The sequence below is a fragment of the Listeria booriae genome, from assembly GCF_000766865.1.
Classification (GTDB): Bacteria; Bacillota; Bacilli; order Lactobacillales; family Listeriaceae; genus Listeria_A; species Listeria_A booriae.
The window spans coordinates 65,233-84,178 of the sequence record NZ_JNFA01000001.1 but is presented as its reverse complement, the minus strand read 5'-3'; the positions used below and the strand labels follow the sequence as shown (position 1 = coordinate 84,178).

General features: G+C 41.3%; 14 protein-coding genes and 1 other annotated feature. Of the genes, 8 read left to right on the top strand and 6 right to left on the bottom strand.

The window, feature by feature from the left end; translation table 11 throughout:
- Positions 1-77 precede the first annotated feature (77 nt).
- Positions 78-2,414: a helix-turn-helix domain-containing protein gene (locus EP57_RS00315; RefSeq protein WP_036083060.1), complete on the bottom strand. Its 2,337-nt coding sequence runs from the start codon at positions 2,412-2,414 to the stop codon at positions 78-80.
- A 231-nt stretch (positions 2,415-2,645) separates the two neighbouring features.
- On the opposite strand from EP57_RS00315, the gene clpB reads away from it, so the two are divergent.
- Positions 2,646-5,237 carry an ATP-dependent chaperone ClpB gene (gene clpB, locus EP57_RS00310; protein ID WP_036083059.1) on the top strand — a complete coding sequence of 864 codons (2,592 nt, stop codon included), beginning with the start codon at positions 2,646-2,648 and terminating at the stop codon, positions 5,235-5,237.
- Between the two features lie 412 nt (positions 5,238-5,649).
- Positions 5,650-6,339: a 2,3-diphosphoglycerate-dependent phosphoglycerate mutase gene (gene gpmA / locus EP57_RS00305; protein WP_036083187.1), complete on the top strand. Its 690-nt coding sequence runs from the start codon at positions 5,650-5,652 to the stop codon at positions 6,337-6,339.
- Positions 6,340-6,393: 54 nt separating this feature from the next.
- On the opposite strand, the gene EP57_RS00300 is transcribed toward gpmA, so the two are convergent.
- Both EP57_RS00300 and EP57_RS00295 read right to left on the bottom strand, forming a co-directional pair.
- Positions 6,394-7,128 carry a class I SAM-dependent methyltransferase gene (locus EP57_RS00300; protein WP_036083057.1) on the bottom strand — a complete coding sequence of 245 codons (735 nt, stop codon included), beginning with the start codon at positions 7,126-7,128 and terminating at the stop codon, positions 6,394-6,396.
- 93 nt (positions 7,129-7,221) lie between these two features.
- Positions 7,222-7,410 carry a YjzD family protein gene (locus EP57_RS00295; RefSeq protein WP_036083055.1) on the bottom strand — a complete coding sequence of 63 codons (189 nt, stop codon included), beginning with the start codon at positions 7,408-7,410 and terminating at the stop codon, positions 7,222-7,224.
- 396 nt (positions 7,411-7,806) lie between these two features.
- Here EP57_RS00295 and EP57_RS00290 point away from each other — a divergent pair, with 396 nt between their 5' ends.
- The 4 genes from EP57_RS00290 to EP57_RS00275 all read left to right on the top strand — a co-directional run bounded on the left by EP57_RS00290 (position 7,807) and on the right by EP57_RS00275 (position 11,169).
- Positions 7,807-8,745 carry a beta-ketoacyl-ACP synthase III gene (locus EP57_RS00290; RefSeq protein ID WP_036083053.1) on the top strand — a complete coding sequence of 313 codons (939 nt, stop codon included), beginning with the start codon at positions 7,807-7,809 and terminating at the stop codon, positions 8,743-8,745.
- A gap of 202 nt (positions 8,746-8,947) precedes the next feature.
- Positions 8,948-10,186 (top strand): beta-ketoacyl-ACP synthase II, encoded by a 1,239-nt coding sequence (fabF, locus tag EP57_RS00285; RefSeq protein WP_036083052.1) that lies wholly within the window; start codon positions 8,948-8,950, stop codon positions 10,184-10,186.
- 118 nt (positions 10,187-10,304) lie between these two features.
- Entirely contained in the window at positions 10,305-10,769 is a 465-nt protein-coding gene (locus EP57_RS00280; RefSeq protein WP_036083050.1) for a MarR family winged helix-turn-helix transcriptional regulator, read from the top strand.
- On the top strand, positions 10,753-11,169 hold the full coding sequence (locus EP57_RS00275; protein WP_036083047.1) for an organic hydroperoxide resistance protein: 417 nt from the start codon (positions 10,753-10,755) through the stop codon (positions 11,167-11,169). The genes EP57_RS00280 and EP57_RS00275 overlap by 17 nt, the downstream gene beginning before the upstream one ends.
- Positions 11,170-11,218: 49 nt before the next feature.
- Here EP57_RS00275 and trpS read toward each other — a convergent pair whose 3' ends face one another.
- The 3 genes from trpS to EP57_RS00260 all read right to left on the bottom strand — a co-directional run bounded on the left by trpS (position 11,219) and on the right by EP57_RS00260 (position 14,613).
- Positions 11,219-12,217 carry a tryptophan--tRNA ligase gene (trpS, locus tag EP57_RS00270; protein ID WP_036083046.1) on the bottom strand — a complete coding sequence of 333 codons (999 nt, stop codon included), beginning with the start codon at positions 12,215-12,217 and terminating at the stop codon, positions 11,219-11,221.
- A gap of 51 nt (positions 12,218-12,268) precedes the next feature.
- Positions 12,269-12,502 (bottom strand) — a binding site (T-box leader).
- Positions 12,503-12,543: 41 nt separating this feature from the next.
- A complete protein-coding gene (locus EP57_RS00265) occupies positions 12,544-12,894 on the bottom strand; it encodes a DUF3899 domain-containing protein (protein WP_036083044.1) in 351 nt (116 codons plus the stop codon).
- 180 nt (positions 12,895-13,074) lie between these two features.
- On the bottom strand, positions 13,075-14,613 hold the full coding sequence (locus tag EP57_RS00260; RefSeq protein ID WP_036083042.1) for an immunoglobulin-like domain-containing protein: 1,539 nt from the start codon (positions 14,611-14,613) through the stop codon (positions 13,075-13,077).
- A 374-nt stretch (positions 14,614-14,987) separates the two neighbouring features.
- On the opposite strand from EP57_RS00260, the gene EP57_RS00255 reads away from it, so the two are divergent.
- Positions 14,988-16,649: a peptide ABC transporter substrate-binding protein gene (locus EP57_RS00255; RefSeq protein ID WP_036083041.1), complete on the top strand. Its 1,662-nt coding sequence runs from the start codon at positions 14,988-14,990 to the stop codon at positions 16,647-16,649.
- A gap of 613 nt (positions 16,650-17,262) precedes the next feature.
- The gene (locus tag EP57_RS00250; protein ID WP_036083039.1) at positions 17,263-18,933 is read left to right on the top strand and encodes a peptide ABC transporter substrate-binding protein; all 1,671 of its coding nucleotides are present in this window, start codon (positions 17,263-17,265) and stop codon (positions 18,931-18,933) included.
- Positions 18,934-18,946: the final 13 nt, after the last annotated feature.

Below are 18,946 nucleotides of genomic sequence, written 5' to 3'. Positions count from 1 at the left end.
ATTTGTATAAAGCCGAGTCTACGTCTTACCCGTTTTAATTGGTAAGGCAGTCCTCGGCTTTATTTGGCGTTTATTTTCTACAATGTCCGCCTAAATTCATAAAACTGAATCGCATTCACATCCAAATACGCGTAAAATGACCAATTCTCCGTAATTAATTCATCACTCACCGAAAGCGTCGGCTGCGCATCTTGCACAATGTAATCCATAATTTCCGAATCGAGTCCGTGCTTACTATTCAACTGCCAATACTTCGAATAAAGCGCACCATTCTCACGGTCGAACTGGAACTTGCGCAACTGATATTCCCCTGGCACGAGCCCGTCCAACTGCACATGAAACTCCTTACGATAATCCCGCAAAAACGAGTCTTCCACCGAGTAGAGCGGGTTCATGTTCGTACAATTCAACAATACGAGCTGGTACCCATCCTCATTTTCCGTCATCACAAAATGCTCGCCACGCGCCACAATTTTCCCACGTAACCGTTCCTTAAATTTAAGCGAAAAATACGCCGGCCGCTTCCCATTGAAAAAATGAAACAATTCCAATCCATCCAACCGGATATTGCGTCCACTCAAATCCTCTTCATGCAGCTCCGTATTAATCCAAAAACCAAGCCCCGCAACCTCCGAACTAACCGCCAAAACCGTCTGAAAAATAAGCGCCCCTCTAAAAAATGTCCCATTCGTATACCGGGTGTTTCCCGTCAACGTGTTCCAATTCGTCAACATCAAAGGCTTATCCCACCGGTTTTCCTTCAAATACCGCTTCAATTTCTGCGTTTTCGACAAAACATAATCTTTCGTAATAATGAAGTCTTTCTGCGCACTTTTCGTAAAATCGACCGCTTCATTTTGGTTCGCATTAAAGCCAATAAAGTCTACCGCATCCCGATTCTGTAAAATCCACTCATGATTCGCAAGCGGCGTTTCCCGTCTCTCAGAAAACGGCAAATAACTTCCAACCTGAATCGACGCATGGAAACTCTTAATCACGTCGCGTAATTTCAAATACACCCGTTGCAATTCCTTCCGTGAAGCAACCGTATTGTACGGCTCATAATACATAAAGTACCACGTCTTCACATAAGGCGACCCGTACACTTGAATCATATACTGCATAAACTGTGTCAGTTTTTCAAAATAAAGCGTCTCGTCACTCGAAATATCCTGATACTCCACGCGAATAAACAAGCTGATACCAAGCTTTTTCAAGTAATCAATCGCCAAAGAAGCGTTGGCATACGGGGAAGAAGTCGGCATCGTTTCATCTGTTTCTTTTTCCGAAAGCAATGTGGAGCCGAAGATTAAATGGCGAATGCCAACATAGCGCACACGAAGCTCTGCCGCGGCCGTCTCAATCTGGGTTTGCACATTATGATGCAGCACTTCCTTCAATTCCACAATCGTCAAAATATGTAATGGCCGAGGAATCGTTTCTTGTTTTCCAAGCGAAATGGCAATCTGTTTTTGCTCAAACGGAATCTCATTCATAAAGCTCACTTTCTCAGCATCTTGCCGATAATGCGAAAGCTTCACTAACACAGCAGGAGACGGCTTAATCGGCGTTACTTCAGGAATCGGTGTCTGCTGTTTGTCCAAAGCTTGCGGCGCAGCAAGGAAATCCCGACGATAAGAAGCAGGGGACTTGCCGTAATACGTTTTAAAAGAAGTCGTGAAATTTTTAGAAGAAGAAAAACCGTTTTTCTGGGCAATTTGTGAAATCGTGGCGGAACTATAACACAAATCTTCCAAACTGTGTTCCAAACGAATATGGGTCAAATATTGCAAAAAGCCAAGACCAGTCATCTTTTTAAAATAACGAGACAAATAGGCAACCGATAAATATTCCTGTTCCGCGATACTTTGCAACGTAATCGGCTCATCAAACTGTTGCTCCAACTGCTGAATAATCCGTGTAATCCGCGTATCATGAACCGCCAATTTATCTTCTGAAACATGCTCATTTTTGAAAAAGCGAGTCAGCAACAACATCATTTGAAAAAGCGCACTTTGTGACTCCAAAACACTATTTTCCAACCCATTCGCCGTCGCAATCATCATATTCGCCAAGTTTTTGCGCAACAAAGTCACCATCTTCTCGCGCCCCGTATCAAGCCCACTTGAGAAACAATCGAAAGAATACTGAAAATAAGCTGGATAATACAACGCGAAAAACGGTCCAGTAATCTGCAATTTCATCACAATATTAGGCGTCACACCACGAATCGAATAATGTTGCTGATGATTGATCACAATTAAATCGCTCTCCTGTAACAAAAACGTCTGACCAGCCGAAGTAACTCGAAGTTCCCCTTCCAAAACGAAAAAGATTGTCGTGCCACTGTTTGTCGTCGGCGCTAAATAATGAATGTTTTCCAATTGAATCGTATAACCGTCTTTTTTCACCATGCTTTTGCCCTCCTTAGTTGCTCATCTTGTCTTCATTATACTAGAAATCACGCAGTATGACGATTTAAATTCGCAGATGTTTTTCTTTGGACAAAATTAGGAGAAAGTACTATAATAACTATATGGTCAAAAAAGGTCAGATTAGAAAAAACTCCATCTTAAAGCGGAGGTTATTTGAAACAAAGAGACCTATAATAAAAAGAAAATCAAGAAATGAGGTGCATCATTTTTATGGAAATGCAGAAATTTACACAACAAGTCCAAGAAACGATTGCGTCGGCACAACAACTGGCTGTAGACGGCCAGCAACAACAAATTGACACGCTACATGTGTTTGCCGCACTTTTAACACATAGCGATTTTACAAAACGGGTGTACGAAGTGGCGGGTGTGGATGCGAAACACTTACTTCGCGTCGTAGAAACCGAAATAGAGAAGTTGCCGAGCGTAACGGGAAGCAATGTGCAATACGGCCAAGCGATGAGCCCAGCTTTATACGAACTCATGCGCGACGCAGAAAAAGAGCGTCAAACGCTTGAAGACGACTACGTATCGACCGAACATTTATTACTAGCGATTATGAATCAGAAAAAAAGCCCGATTACAGAAGCAATTGGGATTCCGAAAAAACAATTAAATGAAGCCATTCTACAAATCAGAGGAGGAAAACGAGTGACATCACAAAACGCAGAAGAACAATATGAAGCATTACTAAAATACGGCCGCGATTTAGTAGCCGAAGTCCGCGCTGGGAAAATCGATCCAGTCATCGGACGCGACACAGAAATTCGCAATGTCATCCGGATATTATCACGGAAAACAAAAAATAACCCAGTCCTAATCGGCGAACCAGGTGTTGGTAAAACGGCTATCGTTGAAGGTTTAGCTCAACGTATCGTGCGTAAAGACGTTCCTGAAGGACTAAAAGATAAGACGATTATTTCACTAGATATCGGTTCACTCATCGCAGGTGCGAAATATCGCGGTGAATTTGAAGAACGTCTAAAGGCTGTTTTGCAAGAAGTAAAAGATAGCGACGGCGAAATTTTGCTGTTCATCGACGAAATTCATACGATTGTCGGCGCTGGAAAAACAGACGGTGCCATGGACGCAGGTAATATGTTAAAACCGATGCTTGCCCGCGGCGAACTTCATTGTATCGGCGCAACGACATTGGACGAATACCGCCAATACATCGAAAAAGACCCAGCCCTAGAACGACGTTTCCAAAAAGTCCTTGTTCCGGAGCCAACCGTGGAAGACACAGTTTCCATTTTGCGCGGACTAAAAGAACGTTTTGAAATTCATCATGGGGTCAATATTCACGATAACGCGCTTGTCGCAGCGGCGAGTTTGTCAAACCGCTACATCACCGACCGATTTTTGCCAGATAAAGCGATTGACCTTGTCGATGAAGCTTGCGCCACAATCCGCGTGGAAATCGATTCAATGCCAAGCGAACTGGACGAAGTGACGCGTAAAGTGATGCAGTTAGAAATCGAAGAAGCAGCGCTAAAAGAAGAAAAAGATCCAGCCAGCGAACGACGCCTTGAAATGCTACAAAAAGAATTGGCTGATTACAAAGAAGAAGCAAACAAAATGAAATCGAAATGGGAATCGGAAAAAAGCGAAATCAGCAATATCCGCGAAGTCCGCGAACAAATCGATCATTTGCGCCACGAACTAGAAGAAGCAGAGAACAATTACGACCTAAACAAAGCCGCAGAGTTGCGTCATGGCCGTATTCCAGAAGCGGAGAAACATCTTGCCGAACTAGAAGCAGAAAACCGCGAAAAAACAGCAAACGAAGACCGCTTGTTGCAAGAAGAAGTAACCGAGAACGAAATCGCAGACATCGTTGGCCGTTGGACAGGTATTCCAGTCAGCAAATTAGTCGAAGGCGAACGCGAAAAACTACTAAAACTCGCCGAATCACTCCGAGAAAAAGTCATCGGACAAGAAAATGCGGTAGAACTAGTAAGCGACGCTGTTATCAGGGCTCGTGCAGGTATCAAAGATCCGCGCCGCCCGATTGGTTCTTTCATTTTCCTAGGCCCAACCGGTGTCGGAAAAACCGAACTGGCAAAAGCACTCGCATTCAATCTTTTTGACTCCGAAGATCATATGATTCGCATTGATATGTCCGAATACATGGAAAAGCACGCCGTATCAAGACTTGTCGGCGCACCTCCAGGCTATGTTGGATATGAAGAGGGCGGCCAGTTAACCGAAGCGGTTCGCCGCAACCCGTACTCCATCATTTTGCTAGACGAAATTGAAAAAGCGCATCCTGATGTTTTCAATATTTTACTTCAAGTTTTAGACGACGGACGTATCACGGATTCTCAAGGTCGCCTGATTGATTTTAAAAACACGGTCATCATTATGACGTCTAACATTGGCTCTACGATGTTGCTGGAACGGACGGTAGACGGCGAAATTTCTGAGAAACTAGAAGAAGACGTGCTGGAAGTTTTGCAAGCTTCATTCAAGCCGGAGTTTTTAAACCGTGTGGATGACATCATTCTCTTCAAACCGCTAACACTGGAAAACATTAAAGGCATCGTTGAAAAAGTGGTTGCGGAATTGGAAGTTCGTCTTGCAAGCCAAGAAATTGCGATTACGATGACAGACGATGCGAAACGTTATATTGCCGAAGAAGCGTATGATCCAGTTTACGGAGCGCGTCCACTGAAACGCTACATTACACGCCAAATCGAAACACCACTTGCCCGCGAAATCGTAGCTGGAAAAATCATGCCACATTCCAAAGTCGCGATTACATTGCAGGACAATAGTTTCCAATTTGATATAACCGAATAAAAGAATGCTTTGGTCTCAGCGTGTCGACAAACGTCCATCTTCGTCGTTAAAAGCTCCGTTCCGATGCTCTTCTACGCTGCGCTACGCATAACTTCTCACATGGTCGAGGATACGACTCTCTCCCTGTTTTCAGTCAACGTACCCAAGTACGCTCCGCTTTGTTGGAACTGTTCGACGTGTAACGAGTTACAGTTCCAATATAAGCGTGAACGAAGTGAAGGGTTAGTCCATGCCTAGAACCTGGGCATTTGTCGACACGCTGAGGTTTGGAGGCACGGACAGGTTTTTATTTAAAATATAGTTTGTCTATAGTTCGTGTTTAGATTAGATTTTCTAGGCAAAGCGTTTTATACTTAGAGAAGTAGGGAAAATTGTTAGTGTATGAAATTGAAACGTGGAGAGGATGAAAGAAATGAAATTAGTATTGATTCGTCATGGACAAAGCGAATGGAACAAACTGAACTTATTCACCGGCTGGCACGATGTCGACTTGTCGGAAGAAGGTGTCGAGGAGGCTAAACGAGCAGGGCAGCTAGTTAAAGAAGCGGGTCTAGAATTCGATGTTGCCTTCACATCTGTCCTAACCCGCGCGATTAAAACGTTGGATTACACGTTAGAAGGTTCCGAGCAATTATGGGTTCCCGTTCACAAATCATGGCGTTTAAATGAACGTCATTACGGCGCGCTTCAAGGTCTTAATAAACAAGAAACGGCCGATAAATATGGCGCTGACCAAGTGCAATTATGGCGTCGTAGCTACGATACATTGCCACCATTACTAGAAGACAACGACGAACGCTTAGCTAAAAACGATCGCCGCTACCAACTTCTAGACACAAGCGCTATTCCAAGAGGCGAGAACTTAAAAGTCACATTAGAACGCGTCATCCCGTATTGGATGGACACGATTGCCCCAGAAATCAAAAGCGGTAAACGCGTCGTTATCGCAGCACACGGCAATAGTTTGCGTGCTTTAGTGAAATTTCTCGAAGACATCAGCGACGATGACATCATGGAACTAGAAATCCCAACAGGTGTCCCGCTAGTTTATGAACTAGACGAAGACTTGAAACCTACCAATAAGTATTACTTAGGTGAATAAACATAAAAAACGATTGAAAATCCAAATTTGGACGCTCAATCGTTTTTTGCATTCTTATTTTTTCCGAGCAGACACGAGTAGCATCATTGGTCTACGCAATTCATCAGGCATATCCGGGTGACTGTTTAACATCGCCGCGTCCGGTTCTGGTTCTACTAATTTCACAAGCTCGAACCCAGTTTCCAGCAGCGTATTCACATAAGTCGTCAATGTTTTGTGGTACTTCGTCACATCTTCCCCAAGAAAATTCGCCGTCCGCAAACCTTCCGTGAAATACTTGTCCACAGGCCAATGCAACTTGTTTCCATCCGCATCATAATACCAGTCCTGCGTGCCTTGCGCTGTAAAAACAGGATGCTCCACCGAAAACACAAACGCACCACCACTAACTAAACACTGGTTCACCTTCGAACAAATCGTCTCAAACGATGCCACATAATGAAGCGCAAGCGAACTAAGCACCACATCAAAACTATCCGCTTCAAACTCAATATCCTCAAGCGCTTGCTGTACATAGTTAATTTTTGGTGAGTCAGTCTTTTTACGGGCTTCCGTCAACATTTTCTCAGAAATATCGACACCAACCGCAGACGCTGCCCCATTTTCCACAGCGTACAGGCAATGCCAACCAAAACCACAGCCTAAGTCGAGCACCCGTTTACCATGAAAATCGGGCATCATTTTCTGGAATTCATGCCATTCTCCAGCACCTTTTAAACCTTCCACAGAGCGATTCATCTTGCTATACTGCTCAAAGAAAGTAGGGTTATCATATATATTTTCTTTCAAGTCCAAACACCTCTTTCGCGCATATTATAACATAAAAAAAGCGGCTAAACACTTGCCAATCCAAAGATCAACACATGCTTATAGCCACTTTCTTTATTTGATATCGTAAGTTTCGCTTTCTTTTGGCATCAGTACAGGGATTAAGAAAATCGCAATCGAAATAGCGACCGCCATAATAGTACCCATGGTGAAATCATACGTTGTTGCAATAACAGACGCAGCAACATATTCAGACATTTGCGCCAAAATAAACACCCAGAAAAAGGTCACGATATAACGCATGACACAACACCTCCATTCAAGGATTCCTTCTGTTATTCTAGCACAAATAAAACAATTAAACCAATATTTATTCCCCAACCTAAGGATAATTTGGTTGTGGAAATAGGGATTGTCTGTTAGAATTAGGACCAGGTAATAAAAAAAGCCGAACGCGCTCGTCCAGCCCCGACAGAAATAGTGGTCTAAGCGGTGAAAGCCGTCACTTTGGCTTTTGCCGTTTAGACCACTATTTCCGAGGAGCTAGCGCGTGAGGCTAGATTGACCAAAAAAGCCAGGCAAAGAAAAAAACACGAAAAAACAGATTCTCGCACTACTTATTCATCTATCCGTATCAATTTTATCTATACCAGAGCTCCCAAACAAGCTCAAACTATTATTTTCTTGGAGGAATACAAAATGAATGCAGGTATTTTAGGTGTTGGCAAATACGTACCAGAACGCGTCCTAACAAACGCAGATTTAGAAAAAATGATGGATACATCCGACGAGTGGATTCGCACAAGAACAGGCATCCAAGAACGTCGCATCGCACGTGAGGACGAATACGTACACGATATGGCGTACGAAGCAGCCAAAGCCGCAATCGAAAACGCTGGTCTCACACCAGAAGACATCGATTTATTTATCGTAGCAACCGTAACACAAGAATCCAATTTCCCATCTGTCGGAAATATAATACAAGACCGCCTAGGCGCAAAAAACGCCGCAGCAATGGACTTAGGCGCAGCATGTGCTGGCTTCACTTACGGCACAGTAACAGCAGCCCAATTCATCCAAACAGGCGCATACAAAAACATCGTCGTTATCGGCGCTGACAAATTATCCAAAATCACAGATTGGGAAGACCGTAGCACAGCCGTTCTTTTCGGAGATGGCGCCGGAGCAATCGTGATGGGACCAGTTTCTGATGGTCGCGGCTTATTAGCGTTTGACCTTGGCTCAGACGGTTCAGGCGGCAAACATTTAAACCTAAACGAAAAGCGCAAATTATATATGAACGGCCGCGAAGTTTTCCGCTTTGCAGTTCGTCAAATGGGAGACGCTTCTTTACGCGTTCTTGAAAAATCAGGAATCGCCAAAGATGATTTAGACTTACTCATCCCACACCAAGCAAACATCCGCATCATGGAAGCATCACGCGAACGTCTAGAACTACCAGAAGAAAAACTAATGAAAACTGTGCATAAATACGGCAATACATCTGCGTCATCGATTGTTTTAGCATTAGTAGACGCTGTAGAAGAAGGCCGCATTAACGATGATGATAACTTACTATTAGTAGGTTTTGGCGCTGGCTTAACATGGGGCGCGCTAGTTATTAAATGGGGTAAATAAAAGCGTGAATAAGCCTGGAGCGAACGATGTTTTGTTTCAGGTAACGCTTTCTCTTTAGGAATTTTCGGGAAATCGTGTATTATTTATGATATAATGAGTTTGTCTTTATATTTTTTTGTTATGAGAAATTGCATTTTTAGCAAGTTTAGCTACTGTTGTACGCGAACAGAAGTTTATTTTTATGAGAACAGGAGATGAAATAATGGAGAAGAAACGTGTTGTAGTAACGGGAGTCGGTGCCGTTACACCAATAGGGAATGACGCTAATACAGCTTGGGAGAACGCAAAAAAAGGTGTGAATGGTGTCGGAGAACTTACACGACTTAATCCAGACGACTACCCAGTGAAAATCGCTGCGGAAGTAAAGGATTTCGATATTGAGCAATACCTTGAAAAGAAAGAAGCTCGCAAAATGGACCGCTTCACGCATTACGCCATCGCAAGTGCGGATATGGCGGTTGCCGATTCAGGTTTAACAATTGACGATTCAAACGCAGAACGTGTCGGTGTTTGGATTGGCTCAGGAATTGGCGGTATGGAAACATTCGAAACACAATATGATACCTTTTTAAATCGCGGTCATCGTCGTGTTAGTCCGTTTTTCGTACCAATGATGATTCCTGACATGGCGAGTGGTCAAGTATCCATCCGTTTCGGCGCAAAAGGCATTAACTCGGCGACCGTAACAGCATGTGCCACAGCGACGAACTCAATCGGAGACGCATTCAAAGTCATCCAACGCGGCGACGCTGACGTGATGATTACTGGTGGCGCAGAAGCCCCAATCACAAAAATGTCCGTAGCAGGATTCGTTGCGAATAAAGCATTATCCTTAAATCCAGATCCAGAAACGGCATGTCGTCCATTCGACGCTGACCGTGACGGTTTTATCATCGGAGAAGGCGCGGGAATCTTCATTTTAGAAGAACTAGAACACGCCAAAGCCCGCGGTGCTAAAATTTATGCTGAAGTGGTTGGCTACGGCGCAACCGGTGACGCGTATCATATTACAGCTCCAGCTCCAGGTGGCGAAGGTGCAGCCCGCTCTATGCAAATGGCGTTAAATGACGCTGACATTGCAGTAGAAAACGTAGATTACATTAATGCCCACGGAACAAGTACGCCATACAACGATGACTACGAAACACAAGCCATCAAAACCGTATTCGGCGACGTTGCTCCTAAGCTAGCAATCAGCTCTACCAAATCAATGACAGGCCACACACTAGGTGCATCAGGCGGAATCGAAGCGATTTTCAGTGTCTTAGCAATCCGCGACAGCATTGTCCCACCAACAATTCACCTAAAAAATCCAGACCCAGTATGCGACTTAGACTATGTACCAAACGAAGCCCGCGAAATGAACGTAGACATAGCAATGTCTAACTCATTCGGTTTCGGCGGACATAACGCCACATTAGTATTTAAAAAATATCAATAATAACAAAAAGAGATGTCCCGATTCTGGTGATATCTCTTTTTTTGAGCAGAAAAATAGCTTTCTTTAAAAATATAGCTTACAATTAAATTGTGCACAAATCAATTAGGAGGAAAGAACGATGGCAAGCCAAAAAAGAATCCTAGACGAACAATTATGTTTTTCCATCTACACCGCCTCACGAGAATTCACGAAATTTTACCGACAGGCGCTAGAACCTTTCGAGCTCACCTATCCACAATACTTAGTTTTACTAGTGCTTTGGGAAGAACCGAAGCTTTTAGTAAAAGAACTAGGCACGCATCTCGCCTTAGACAGCGGCACTTTAACGCCAATGCTTAAACGCATGGAGACGATGTCGCTCATCAAACGAACACGTAGTAAAGCCGACGAACGCAAAGTTTACATTGAACTGACAGACAAAGCAATCGCCATGAAAGACGGCGTATTGACAAACGTAGCAGACTGCATTTCCAAATTATCATTCACCGAAGAAGCATACTTTCAACTATTAACGGGAATGAAAGAACTAACGACCAAAATTCAAGAAAATAATGGAGGAACTAAAAATGAAAAAATTGTATGAAACAACAGTTATTAATACCGGCGGACGTAAAGGAGAAGTACACTCTCCAGACAATATCTTTTTCCAAGACATCGCTTCACCGAAAGAACTAGGCGGAGAGGGCGGTTCAGGCTCAAACCCAGAACAACTTTTCGCAGCAGGTTACTCGGCATGTTTCAATAGCGCATTAGAACTTGTTATGTCCAAACAAAAAATCGAAGCAGCAAGCACTGTCGAAGGAACTGTATCATTATATAGCGATCCAGAAGATAATGGCTTCAAAATTGGTGTTGTTCTAAGCGTACACATCGAAGGCGTTGATCCAGAAACGGCGCAACAACTCGTTGAAACAGCGCACCAAGTATGCCCGTACTCCAAAGCAACTCGCGGCAATATCGAAGTAGAATTAAATATTATTTAAATAAAAAAATCCCGTCACGCGAGCAACCTAAAAGCGTGACGGGATTTTCTTATCTTTTTTTGCGACCAAGACCAATCGTGTTTTCCATTTTCTTCAATGTTTTATTCGCAACACGTGCCGCTTTTTCAGCACCTTGATCTAGAATGTCATCTAATTCTGGAGAAGCTAAGAAGTGCTCATAACGCTCTTGAATTGGCGCAAGTTCACCAACCACAACTTCTGCAAGGTCCGATTTGAAATCGCCATAACCTTTTCCTTCATACTTCGCTTCCAAATCTTTGATTGATTCACCAGTCATAGCCGAATAAATCGCAAGCAAATTCGAGATTCCTGGTTTATTTTCCTTATCAAACTGCACGATACCCGAAGAATCCGTCACAGCACTTTTAATTTTTTTCGTAATCACGTTTGGCGGATCAAGCAAGAAAATCGCATTCTTTTTATTATCATCCGACTTGCTCATTTTGCGAGTAGGATCTTGCAACGCCATCACGCGCGCGCCTTGCTCTGGCACATAAATCTCAGGAACGACAAACACATCCGTGTCTGCATTTTTCTTATTAAAACGCTCCGCTAAATCACGCGTCAACTCAATATGTTGCTTCTGATCATCGCCAACCGGAACCAAATCCGTTTGATATAACAATATATCAGCAGCCATAAGTGGTGGGTACGTCAACAAGCCAGCGCTAACTCCAGCTTTTCCAGAAGACTTATCTTTAAACTGCGTCATCCGCTCCAATTCACCAATATACACATTACATTGCAAAATCCAAGCAGCCTGCGCATGTGCCGGAACTTCCGACTGAATAAACAATGTTGACTTCTCTGGATCAAGCCCAACCGCCAAATAAAGCGCCGCTAAATTACGAATGCTTTGGCGTAACTTCAAACGGTCCTGCGGCACAGTAATCGCATGCTCATCCACGATACAATAAAAACAGTTATAATCCTCCTGAAACTGTCCAAACTGCTTCAAAGCCCCAATATAATTTCCTAACGTCAAATCACCACTCGGCTGAATTCCCGAAAAAATCGTCTTTTTCATCATCATTTCCTCCTTCAATTAACTACAAAAAAACGCCCATCCCTACATCAAAATAGGGACGAACGTTAAAATCCGCGGTACCACCCTAAGTACTCCATTCCAGAGCCACTTAGCGAGATGCAACAACATCTCTAGAGATAACGGTCTAACCCGCCATTTGCTACTTCACTGTTCACAAATGATGCCAAAGAGTCCATTCCAGAAAAGCACGTTATCTGTTCCCACCAACCACAGACTCTCTAAGAAACGCCGCTAAACTATACTACTCTCTTTGCTAACACATTCACTGCTATTCCACTTAATAGTATCAATAAATCACGAACTCGTCAATAATAGTAAAAAGCCAGTGCAATAAAGCTTGTAGCCAGCACTGCCAGCGAACTAAGCAATAAACTTACATAACCAACATGCATCAATTCTGACAAAGGAACATTCGCAAATTCATTCTCATCCTCACGCTTCATCCGTCTCAACACTTTGCGCATCCCCGAATGAATCAAATCAAAGAATCCTGACTGCATCACATAGAGTAGCAGACCAACAAGAAATACAATCGCCGCTACAATAAACGACACATTAATATAATAAAGCAGCGAAACCTGCCAATAAAACGTCAACATAATAAAGAAAATCAAAATCTCTTGAATTACCGCAAAAATTGTTACACGCTTGAGCAAGAAATGTCACCATCCAATCAAAAATTCTCTCTTCACTTTATCATAAGAAGCGCATGAAAACCACTATGTTTTCATGATTTTCCAAATATAATGAGTCAATCTTTCTTTAAAATTAGAAATAGCCCATTCATGAGAGCAGCTATGCACCCATGAATGAGCTATTTTTTTGGATACCATTAGCTAATTGACATTTACTATTACTGATGTTCGTTTCAATTCATTACTTCCACTAAAGATAGCAACTTCAACCGTTTGGCTACTACTGGTGATACGATTACTTGCATAGATTCGGAATGTTTTCGCAGTATGATTGAACGCACCATTTTGTACGATAACGCCATCGACTAAGAGTACGATTTTCGTTATAGCATCTAAATCAGTACCGGAATAGGTGCCAGTAACATATGAACCGCCAAGTTTGAATGGTGAAGCTTCTATACCATAGTCACCAGGGCTAGAAACTGAAACTTCTGTTCGCCCTAATTCCATATTCCCTTTAAACAAGACCACTTCTACTTTTTGCGTACTACTAGTAATAAAACCATTAGCAGAGATTTGGAAAGTGTTTGTAGAAGTATTGAAAGTACCGTTCTTAACGATAACCCCATCAACTGCCAGTACTACCTTAGTGATTAAATCAAGCCCAGTGCCAGAATAAGTTCCAGTAACGAAACTACTTCCAACGCGATAAGGCGAAGCAATTAGATTATAATTTCCAATCACTTGAACGGACGCGCGCTTTAATTCTGTATTGCCATTAAAAATAATTACCTCTGCTCTTTGATTCAAATTAGTAATGAGACTGGTCACAGGAATTTGAAAGGTGTTTGTAGAGGTATCTAGCGACCCTTCTTTAACAAGGAGTCCATCAATTGCTAGTGCAACTCTAGTAATGTTGTGTAAATTAGTACCAGAATAGGTGCCGATAACAGACTCAGCTCCTAGTTGATAAGGAGAAACTGCTAAATTATAGTTGCTAACAATGGAAACGGATGATCGCGTCAACTCTTTATTTCCCTCAAACAAAGCGACTTCGACTTTTCGATGGATATCTGTAATATTACCATCTGCCGAGATTTGGAATGTTTTCGTAATGTGATTAAAAGCACCATTTTTAACGATAACACCATCAACTAGCAGTACTGCTTTAGTAATGGCATTGAGGTTTGTACCAGAATAGGTACCAGTAACAGAGATATTTCCTATTTGATACGGCGCAGGAGTTATCACGTAGTCATGGGTAGGTGGTTCAGTCACAGATACAGCTTCCCGTTTTAACTCTGTATTTCGATTGAACAAAGCAACTTCGACTTTTTGACTAGCATCAGTAATGAGACCAGTGGCATAAATTTGAAAAGTGCCTGTGGTATGGTTGAAAGCTCCATTTTTCACAATGACCCCATCGACTAATAATACGACTTTGGTGATGCTACTTAAATCCGTCGCAGAATAAGTGCCGGTAACATTGGTATTCCCAATTTGATATGGTGCAGGTGTTAGTGAAAACGTGTTTTTGGCTGAAATAGATTCTGTTTGGTTAAATGTTTTCATGTTAGGTTCTTTCGTTCCTGTAATTGTTGATTCTAGCTTTGGTGCCTCCCCGTTAAGTTCAGCGCTATTTGTGTTTTCTTGCGCCTGCACTTGTTGAGGATAACCAACCCCCAATAGTAAACTAAGTACGGAAACCCCTGCTAACACAATTCCTAAAATTGTTTTCATTTTTCTAATCTCCTCCACTTTTTTATATACTTGAATCTTCGAAGGGGAAATGCAATTCATACCTTCTAACTCAAGTATAGGGGATAAACTAATGCAATACTGTAGATATAATGTGAATCTTTTCTAGTATATGCCATTTTTGAAAACGCTTTCCAAAAAGTGTTTAATATGTGACGATACATAAAATCCGAAGTAATACTTTCCAGTGTCTAAGTAAAAAATAAAAAACTTTAACACATAAAAAGACTAACGCGCGCAAGGTTTTTGCATTTATATAAAATAATGAAATTAATCGAATTTGTAAAAAATACTTTATTTTTCTGAAAAAATAGTATATAGTATTCCTACATCCAAAAAAGGGGAGAGTGTAAAAAATGAAGTTGAAAAAAAGTTGGGTATTAGCACTTGTACTAAGTGTAATGGCTGCAGTTCTTGTAGCATGTGGAGGAGGCGGCGACACGAGCAAAGATAGTGTCAACAAATCCAGCAAAAAAGAAGTAAGCTTGATGGAATCAGCAGAAATTCCGTCGATGGATTCTAAAAAAGGAACAGACGGTGTTAGTTTCACGGCTCAAAACACTGTATTTGAAGGCTTATACTACCTAGACAAAGACGATAAAGTACAACCAGGCGTTGCAAAAGCAGACCCAGAAGTAAATGCAGATCAAACCGTATACACTATTAAATTACGCGATGACGCGAAATGGTCTAACGGTACACCAGTTACTGCCAATGATTTCGTCTACTCATGGAGAAAAATCGTTGATCCGAAAACAGCCGCAGAATACGCCGTTATTTTTAGCGGAGTTGTAAAAAATGCTACACAAATCACGGCAGGTGAAATGAAACCAGAAGAACTTGGCGTCAAAGCAATTGATGACACTACATTAGAAGTAACTTTAGAACAACCGGTACCATATTTCCATTCCTTGCTAACATTCCCGACATTCTATCCACAAAATGAAGAATACGTGGAAAAACAAGGCACTGATTACGCCAAAGATAGCGATCACATGATTTACAATGGCGCATTCACAATGAAAGGCTGGACAAACACAAGCAAATCATGGTCTTACGAAAAGAACGATAAGTATTGGAACAAAGGCGACATCAAACTAGACAAAATCAATCTTGAAGTTATCAAAGACCCAGGAAGCGCAGTAAACTTATATACAACAGGCAAACTAGACCGCGCGACACTTTCAGGTGACTATGCGAAACAAAAACAAAACGACAAAGACTTCACATCCAATCTTGATGCCTTCGTCTATTTCTTGAAATTTAACCAGAAACTAGATGGTAAGCAAACCATTTTTGCAAATGAAAATGTTCGTAAAGCAATTGCCACAGTTATTAATAAAGAAACAATGGTCGACACAGTACTTGCTAACGGGTCACAGCCGATTGACGGTCTCGTACCAGCCAAGTTCACATTCAATCCAAAAACACAAGAAGACTTCCGTAAAGAAAGCGGCGACCTCATCACGTATGACAAAGCTAAAGCACAAGAGTATTGGAAAAAAGCAAAACAAGAACTAGGCCAAGACAACATTACGATTGAATTCCTAGGCGATGACCAAGAGTTCAGCAAAAAAATGTCCGAATACATCCAAAATGAACTAGAAACAAGCCTAGACGGTCTAAAAGTCAACATCAAAACAGTGCCATACAAATCCCGTCTAAAACTGGATGAAACACAACAATACGAACTACAACTATCACGTTGGGGCCCAGACTACCAAGATCCATCCACATTCCTTGGCGTATTTGAAACAACAAGCAGCTACAACCGTTCAAGCTATTCCAACCCAGAATACGACAAACTACTAAAAGAAGCTGCAACAACACTAGCAACACAACCAGAAGCACGTTGGAACAATCTCTTAAAAGCAGAGAAAATCCTAATCTCAGACGACACAGCCATTGCGCCACTATACCAAAACGGTGTAGCCGCACTACAAAATCCGAAAATGTCAGGTTTTGTATCACATCTATTCGGTGCGCCATATTCGTATCAATGGATTACAATTAAATAACGCGAAGAAGAAGGTATTCCATCACCAAATGGGAGTACCTTCTTTATCCCTATTATGGTAAACATAACCACGAAACTTAGAATATCTAACAAAGATTGTGAAATTTACTGTCATCGACAAAAACACGTTAAAACCGCGTATATTAAGGCTTTGTAAAAATTTTTTTAAACTTTATTGATTTTTTGATGTATTTATGTAGACAGAAGGCAAAAAAAAGTATATAAATAAATATAATCCAACTAAAAGTGTTAGTGGATTGCTTTTCGAGAATAGTATACTTTCTAAAATATGTTTTCATTCTACATAGGTATGTATGAAACAGTGAAGTTTTGGGGGAATTTTATTTTAATCGATTTATTTATTCAGAAAACTTAATAAAAGGTGAAAGTGAATTGTAATCTATTTTAGCCAAATGATTAAAACAGCGTTATCTTTGTGCCACAAAAGCGCGAGGATAGGCTAATTGGGTCATCTTGCGGAAATTTTGCAATAACTTATAACTTTCATCCTTGTTTTCGTATATTTCGAAAAAATAATTTACAAAGCTTAAATTTTTAGAGTATAATAGTAATCGAAATGATTTTTCAGAAAAATAAAAAAGGGAGGTTTACTAATGAAAAAATCTAAATTGTTTTTAGTTTTAGGATTAACATTAGTACTAAGCTTAGTATTGGCAGCATGTGGCGGCGGAAGCGATTCAAAATCCGGTAGTGGAGGCTCAAAAGATTCTGAACAAGTATTGAACTTGATGGAATCTGCACTTATCCCATCCGCTGACAGTACAAAAGCTGATGATGCAGTTGGATTAAACGTAATTAACCAAACAAACGAAGGTTTGTATGCACTTGATAAAGATGGTGTAGCACAACCAGCAGGCGCTACTGAGAAAGCAACAGTAAGCGACGACAAAAAAGTTTATACATTCAAATTACGCGATGACGCTAAATGGTCAAACGGTGACCCAGTTACAGCGAAAGATTATGTATATTCATGGCAACGTGCCGTTGATCCAAAAACAGCAGCCACTTATTCTTACTTATTTGATGGATTAGTTCAAAACGCTTCTGAAATCATCAAAGGTGAGAAAAAACCTTCTGAATTAGGAATTAAAGCAGTTGACGATACAACACTTGAAGTAACATTAGTTCAACCGACAGCTTACTTCGATTCACTATTAGCATTCCCAACATTCTTCCCACTTAACCAAAAATTCGTGGAAGAAAAAGGTGACAAATATGCACTTGATAGCGACAGCATCCTTTACAACGGACCATTCAAATTAACTGACTGGAACGGAACAGGTAAAACTTGGGCGTTCGTACCAAACGATACGTACTGGGATAAAAAAGCTGTTAAATTGAAGAAAATCAACGTACAAGTAGTTCAAGACTCTGGAACTAGCGTTAACTTATACAACACAGGTAAACTAGACAAAGCGCTACTATCAGCTGAATATGCTGTACAAAACAAAAACAAAGATGACTACACGGTAGAAGAAGAATCTTCTGTATTCTATATTAAATTTAACCAAGAACGTAATGGTAAGAAAACGCCATTAGCAAATGAAAACATCCGTAAAGCATTGGCATTGTCAATGGACAAACAAAGCTATGTGGACACTGTATTACAAAATGGTTCTATCCCAGCAAACGGTTTAGTACCTAAGAAATTCACTTTCGATCCTAAAGATAACAAAGACTATCGTGATGAAGTTGGCGATGTTGGAACTTATGATTTAGCTGCAGCGAAAAAAGCATGGACACAAGGTCTGAAAGAACTTGGTGTAACATCTCTAAATCTTGAATTTACAAGTGATGATACAGAAAATGCGAAGAAATCAAGTGAGTTCTTACAAAACCAATGGGAGAAAAACCTATCTGGCCTTAAAGTAACACTTAAAAACGTACCATTCAAAATTCGTTTAGCAAATGACCAAAAACAAGATTATGATTTCTCTATGAGTGCATGGGGTCCTGACTATCAAGATCCATCTACATTCTTGAACTTGTTCAGAACTGGTAACACTCAAAACAGAATGAGCTATTCAAATGCTGATTATGATAAGATTATCGATCAAGCTGCAGGTCCACTTGCAGGCGATACACAAGCTCGTTGGGATGAAATGCTTAAAGCAGAACCAATTCTAATCACGAAAGACCAAGCAATCCAACCGCTTTACCAACGTGCGAAAGCATTCTTGCAACAACCGTACGTAAAAGATTTACAAAAAAATGCGTTTGGTCCTGACTACACATTCAAGAACACATATATTGACGGAAAATAATTGAGAACGCATA